Here is a 3,938-nt window from a genome sequence, read left to right on the forward strand (position 1 = left end):
CGACGAGTTCTGGAAAGCGCTCGGCGACGACGCCTTTCGCGATCTCGCCAACAACAAGCTGAAAACGATCCGCAAGCAGAACGGCGTGATGGTGTTCGGCACCCAGTCGCCGCGCGACGCCCTTGCTTCGCCCATCGCCCACACCATCGTCGAGCAATGCCCGACGCAAATTTTTCTCCCCAATTCGCGCGGAACGAGAGCCGACTATGTCGACGGCTTCCATCTCACCGACGCCGAGTTTCGCCTGATCAAGGAGGAGCTCGCCCCCGAGAGCCGGCGCTTCCTCGTCAAGCAGGGGCATAATTCCGTGGTGGCGAAGCTCGATTTGATCGGCTTCGACGATGAGCTCGCCGTGCTCTCTGGCCGTACCGAAACCGTCGAACTCCTCGACCGCGTCCGGGGAGAGGTCGGCGATGACCCGGCTCGCTGGCTACCGATCTTCCACGCTGAGCGAAAGAAGACCTGATGAACCTTACCCGCCCTGGGATCAGCGCGGCCATCATGGCCGCTCTACTCTCCACCTTGCCCGCCACGGCGCAGGTCGTGTTCGACCCGAGCGTGTTTGCGCGCCAGCTCGACCAGCTCATCGAAATGAAGAAACAGGTCGATACGCTGACTTCGCAGCTCCAGGTCGCGCGGGATCAATTGAGCGAAGCCAAACGGCTCTACGACAGCGTCAACAAGCTCACGAACGCTAACGATATCGGGGCGCTGCTCAACACCCCGCAGTTTCGCAAAGTTCTGCCGCAACAATTCTCGGAGATCGAAAAGCTCGTCGACGGACAAGGGAGCGGCAGTTTCGCGAGCGCAATCGACTCTTATCTGACGCAAAACCGCGCCTATGCGGGAAAAAGCGCAAATTCCTACTACCAAAGCGAGCTCGATCGGATCGCTCGCGAGACCGGCGCCAAACACTCGCTCGGCCAAGCCGTCTATGATACGGCCTCGCAAAGGATCGACGCCCTCGAAGAGCTGCGCAGGCGCGTCAGTTCAGCGAGCGACGCGAAAGAAGTGCTCGATCTTTCGGCGCGGCTCCAGGCCGAACAAGCGCTGCTGCAAAACGACGTGCTACGCATGCAGGGCCTCGCCATGATCCAGCAGGCGCGCGGCGACATGGATGCGCAGCGCGAGCGCGAAAAACAGCGACAGATCGTCGACGAAATGAAGGCGGCGCTGAAATGAAGCGATCGACTCTCCTTTTCCTCGCAACGCTCATAGGCGCCGGACTCGCTGGCTGCGGCGAAAGCAATAAACGCGCCGAAGACGCGCCCTCGCCTGTCATGTCCGGACAACAATCGCCACCGCCTGCAAAGACGATCTCGTGGTTCATCGAGCATCGCGACGAGCTGCAGGCGACGCTCAAAGCCTGTCGAGACAATCCCGGCGCGCTCGGCAATACGCCCGACTGTGTCAATGCCAGCGCCGCGCGCGACCAGATCACCGTGCAAGAGATGAAAAACGCTTTGAAATAGGAATTCGCCCGCATGGCCGTGAACGTCTTCGACAGTTTCCTGCACGAGTTCGAGCAGCCGCTCACGAATTTCGTGTCGACGTCGGCGGGCAATCTCGCCGCTTACGTTAACGGCCCCTTGCGCGTCGCGGTCATGCTCTATGTGATCCTCTACGGCTTTGCCGTGATGCGCGGCGCGATCGCCGAGCCGATCCTCGATTTCGCGTGGCGAGCGATGCGCATCGTCGTCGTCGTCTTGCTCGCAACGAACTCCTCGGCCTTCCAGCAATATGTCACCGGCCTCTTCTTCGACTCTCTTCCCAAGGAAATCGGCAACGCCATTGCGGGCTCCGGGCTCAACGTCAATTCCGGCGCGCCGTTTGATCAATTGCTCTCGAAGGGCATCGAGATCGCCAACAAAATCTACGACCAGGCGGGCTTGACCAATATCGCGCCGGCGCTGATCGCCGCCATTCTCCTCGTCTTCGTTGCGATCGGCTCGTTTCTGCAATTCGCCGTCCTGCTCTACGCCAAGATCGGTCTCGCGATTGTCATCGCGCTCGGCCCCCTCTTCATTGCGCTCGCTCTCTTCGACGCCACGCGCCCATTCGCGGAAAGCTGGCTGCGCCAGGTCGCCAATTTCCTGATCCTGCTGGTGCTCGTCATCGCCCTCGTCGGACTGATGCTGTCGGCCGTCAGCGGCTTCATCGACAAATTCTCCAACAGCGCCACGACGCTCGGCGAGGCGCTGGTCGGCGCAATCGCCATCAGCACCCTGCTTGGCCTCTCTGGCCACATTGCCCTGCATCTACCCTCGATCGCCGGCGGGCTCGCCGGCGGCGGCGCTTCGCTCGCGAGTCGGCTGGTGACGCGAACGCTCGTCGCCAACGCAGCGGCCGCAGCGGCTGGGGCCTATGCCGGGGCGCGCTGGTCGGCGAACCGCAGCCTCGCGGCGATGAAGGTGCGCAGGCAAGGCGGCAGCATTCAACGGGCCTGATCGAAGCAACCCGAGCCAACGATGGGGCGGCGGCGGCCGCGCCGGACGATATGGGATTAATGAGAATGCGGCGATTAATCATTATGTGTGTGATGGCGTGGCCGCTCGGCGGCTGTGCGACTTTTTCCAGCGTGCCGCCGACGTGCGATGGGTTCGCGCGGCGTCCCCTCAACCGCTCTCTGTGGGATTGGGAGGGCGCGCCGCAGGCTCTTGGCTCGGTTCCCTCATCGGCGATCCGCGCGGCCGAGACCGGCCGACCGAATGCCACAACTGCGCTGAATCGCGCGGCGTCGGCGCCTTCCATCGCGAGCGACAGGCAGAACGCGAGCCGCCTCAATGACCTCGCCTCTTATCGCTCATGCGGCAAGGAGGGCTGACGATGGTTCGCCCCGACGAGCTGCAAACCTATTTCAAGAATGCGCGCCGCTGGGAGCAGGACCTGTTGCTCTCGGCGCAGCGCTCGAAGCGAATAGCTTGGGTGATCGCCGCGAGCGCCTGCGGGTTGGCGGTCGTCTCCGTGGCCGCGGTGGCGTCGCTCGCCCCCTTGAAGACGGTCGAACCCTTCGTGATCCGCGTCGACAATTCGACCGGGATCGTCGAGACCGTCGCCGCGCTGAAACAAACGCCGGCGCGCTACGACGAAGCCGTCACCAAATATTTCCTGGCGCGTTATGTGCGCGCCCGCGAGGGCTACAGCGCCGCGGAGGCGGAGACGAATTTCCGCACGATCTCCCTGCTCTCCGCCCCGGCCGAACAGACGCGTTTCGCCGCCTGGTATCGCGGCTCCAATCCCGAGAGCCCGCAGGTTCTGCATGGCCGCTTCGGCGTCGCCAATGTGCGCATCAAAGCAATCTCGCTTTTGAGCGATAACGTCGCTTCGGTCCGCTATCTCGCCGAGAGCCGCAAAGGCGAAGAGACGCGCATCGCCCATTGGATCGCGACGCTCACCTTTTCCTATGTCAACGCGCCGATCTCCTCGAGCGACCGCCTCATCAACCCACTCGGCTTTCTCGTTTCCGAATACCGCGCCGATCCGGAGGCCCTGCCGTGATCCGCAATCTCCTCCTCATCCTACTGACGCTCGCCTGCGCCGGATTGCCGAGCACGCCGGCGATCGCCCTGCAGCAGCCTTCCGCCGGCCCGCGCGACGCGCGCGTGAGGATGGTGACCTATGACCCGGCCAATGTCGTCAAGATCAACGGCGTCATTCGCGCCTCAACGCAGATTGTTTTTTCCGACGACGAAGAGATCGCACATGTGGCGATCGGCGACTCCGTCGCCTGGGAGGTCGCACCCGCTGGATCGATCCTGTTCCTCAAGCCGCGCGAGAAGCATTCGCCGACCAATCTGCAGGTCGTGACCACGCGGGCCAACGGCCGCAAGCGCTCCTACCAATTCGAGCTGTCGATCGCGGAAAGCTCGCTTGCGGAGGGCTATTTCGTCGTGGGCTTCGCCTATCCCGGCGACGAGATCGAGCGCCGCCGTATAGAG

5 protein-coding genes and 1 pseudogene are annotated in these 3,938 nt (G+C 63.0%); all 6 read left to right on the forward strand.

Annotation, left to right across the window (positions count from 1 at the left end; genetic code table 11):
• A pseudogene (locus tag ACR65W_RS00965) lies at window positions 1–466 on the forward strand (transporter); the annotation flags it as partial.
• Complete coding sequence (virB5, locus tag ACR65W_RS00970) at window positions 466–1,182, forward strand: P-type DNA transfer protein VirB5 (RefSeq protein ID WP_434502181.1); 717 nt, start codon at window positions 466–468, stop codon at window positions 1,180–1,182. The pseudogene ACR65W_RS00965 and the gene virB5, both read left to right, overlap by 1 nt.
• Window positions 1,179–1,472: an EexN family lipoprotein gene (locus ACR65W_RS00975; RefSeq protein ID WP_434502183.1), complete on the forward strand. Its 294-nt coding sequence runs from the start codon at window positions 1,179–1,181 to the stop codon at window positions 1,470–1,472. Before virB5 ends, ACR65W_RS00975 begins: the two co-directional genes overlap by 4 nt.
• A 12-nt stretch (window positions 1,473–1,484) precedes the next feature.
• Complete coding sequence (locus ACR65W_RS00980) at window positions 1,485–2,447, forward strand: type IV secretion system protein (protein ID WP_434502185.1); 963 nt, start codon at window positions 1,485–1,487, stop codon at window positions 2,445–2,447.
• A gap of 379 nt (window positions 2,448–2,826) precedes the next feature.
• Window positions 2,827–3,498 (forward strand): virB8 family protein, encoded by a 672-nt coding sequence (locus ACR65W_RS00985; protein ID WP_434502187.1) that lies wholly within the window; start codon window positions 2,827–2,829, stop codon window positions 3,496–3,498.
• Window positions 3,495–3,938 (forward strand): TrbG/VirB9 family P-type conjugative transfer protein (locus ACR65W_RS00990; RefSeq protein ID WP_434502189.1); only part of this gene is annotated, 444 nt, incomplete at its 3' end. The genes ACR65W_RS00985 and ACR65W_RS00990, both read left to right, overlap by 4 nt.

The sequence above is a fragment of the Methylocystis sp. genome, assembly GCF_051062815.1.
Lineage (GTDB): Bacteria > Pseudomonadota > Alphaproteobacteria > Rhizobiales > Beijerinckiaceae > Methylocystis.

Excerpts from the sequence above, each read along its gene's own strand:
- virB5 (WP_434502181.1), top strand. The coding sequence starts at position 466 with ATGAACCTTACCCGCCCTGGGATCAGCGCGGCCATCATGGCCGCTCTA.
- ACR65W_RS00975 (WP_434502183.1), top strand. The coding sequence starts at position 1,179 with ATGAAGCGATCGACTCTCCTTTTCCTCGCAACGCTCATAGGCGCCGGA.
- ACR65W_RS00980 (WP_434502185.1), top strand. The coding sequence starts at position 1,485 with ATGGCCGTGAACGTCTTCGACAGTTTCCTGCACGAGTTCGAGCAGCCG.
- ACR65W_RS00985 (WP_434502187.1), top strand. The coding sequence starts at position 2,827 with ATGGTTCGCCCCGACGAGCTGCAAACCTATTTCAAGAATGCGCGCCGC.